The sequence below is a fragment of the Alcaligenes sp. Marseille-Q7550 genome (assembly GCF_965112015.1).
The window spans coordinates 1-1,066 of the sequence record NZ_CBCOPU010000026.1 but is presented as its reverse complement, the minus strand read 5'-3'; the positions used below and the strand labels follow the sequence as shown (position 1 = coordinate 1,066).

Below are 1,066 nucleotides of genomic sequence, written 5' to 3'. Positions count from 1 at the left end.
CGGCTGCATTCCTTCGGAAATGAATCCCGAGTCTCTGGCCCCGACGACGCAAAAAAGGGTGAAAACGGCGGGAATCACGTTGGAATCCACATCCAAGCCTGCGGGTTTGGAAATTAATGGCGCTCCTTCGGGACATCGCAAGGCGCTGCTGACTACGATGCTGCCTGTGCCCAGCGAGAAGGCGGCCGTTGGCGATCTGCTGGATAAACTGAACACAGTCGTTGTTTTGCTTGACATCCTTGCGGTGATGACCGTGCTTCAGCAGTGCTCCCAGCAGATGCGCAATCAGGCGCGGGAAATCCGCAATGCGGAAATGCAGAGTCAGATAACCAGTCTGCTCAATGCAGCCGACGAAATTTGCCATGCCGCGAACCTGCGTTTGGCTGCGGGGATTCTATCGGCAACCGGCCAAATCGCAGGCTGTCTAATTTCCATTAACCTGGCAGTCGGCGGCGGTGCGTTAAGCATGATGGGTATAGCCCGGGGCGACGCGGGCGCAGGATTGAAAGCGTTTGGCGATTCGGTCAGTGGCACCGCTCAGGGGGCCAACACGGCTATGACCGGTCTTGGGCAGATCGGCTCATCTATTTCTGAGCGCGTGGCGGCCAGCAGTGACGCGAAAAAAGCCAGGCTTGAGGCTGACGCCCGGGTTCATGAGCAAGCCGCGCAGCAGGCAGGCGAAATCATGCAGCAGATGTTGGAAATCATCCGCGAAGTTCGTGAAAAGATCGCCGCCATAGAGCAGACTAAAACCGAAACCAATCGTGCCATCGCCGGCCGCGTTTGATCGACTCTCCAGGGGAGGTTTTCATGACTACGATTTCTTCATTGGGTGCTGGATATAATCCGGCCCCGGCTGGACAGGATCAAGAGCCCGAGGCCGGCGCTGTTTCGGGCAAACCTTCTCTTGCCGACCTGGGCCTTGAGAAGCTTCACGCCGACCTCGCCAGGTATGCGCCGCAAGCCGCCAGCCAGGGGCAGGGCGAGGTTGCGCAGGTAGGGACGCTTGGTCCGCCAGTCCTCGAGCCTTCCAGCCGGGTCTTCAATGTGAGTGAGATGGTCGATT

2 protein-coding genes are annotated in these 1,066 nt (G+C 58.4%); one reads left to right on the top strand and one right to left on the bottom strand.

The genetic code is table 11. From position 1 onward, the window contains the following. The coding region (gene sctB, locus ACWPWO_RS18845) for a type III secretion system translocon subunit SctB (RefSeq protein ID WP_454007898.1) at positions 1–787 on the top strand (787 nt) is incomplete at its 5' end. Between the two features lie 38 nt (positions 788–825). Here sctB and ACWPWO_RS18840 read toward each other — a convergent pair. Next, a partial coding sequence (locus ACWPWO_RS18840) for a hypothetical protein (protein WP_454007897.1) occupies positions 826–1,066 on the bottom strand: 241 nt, incomplete at its 5' end.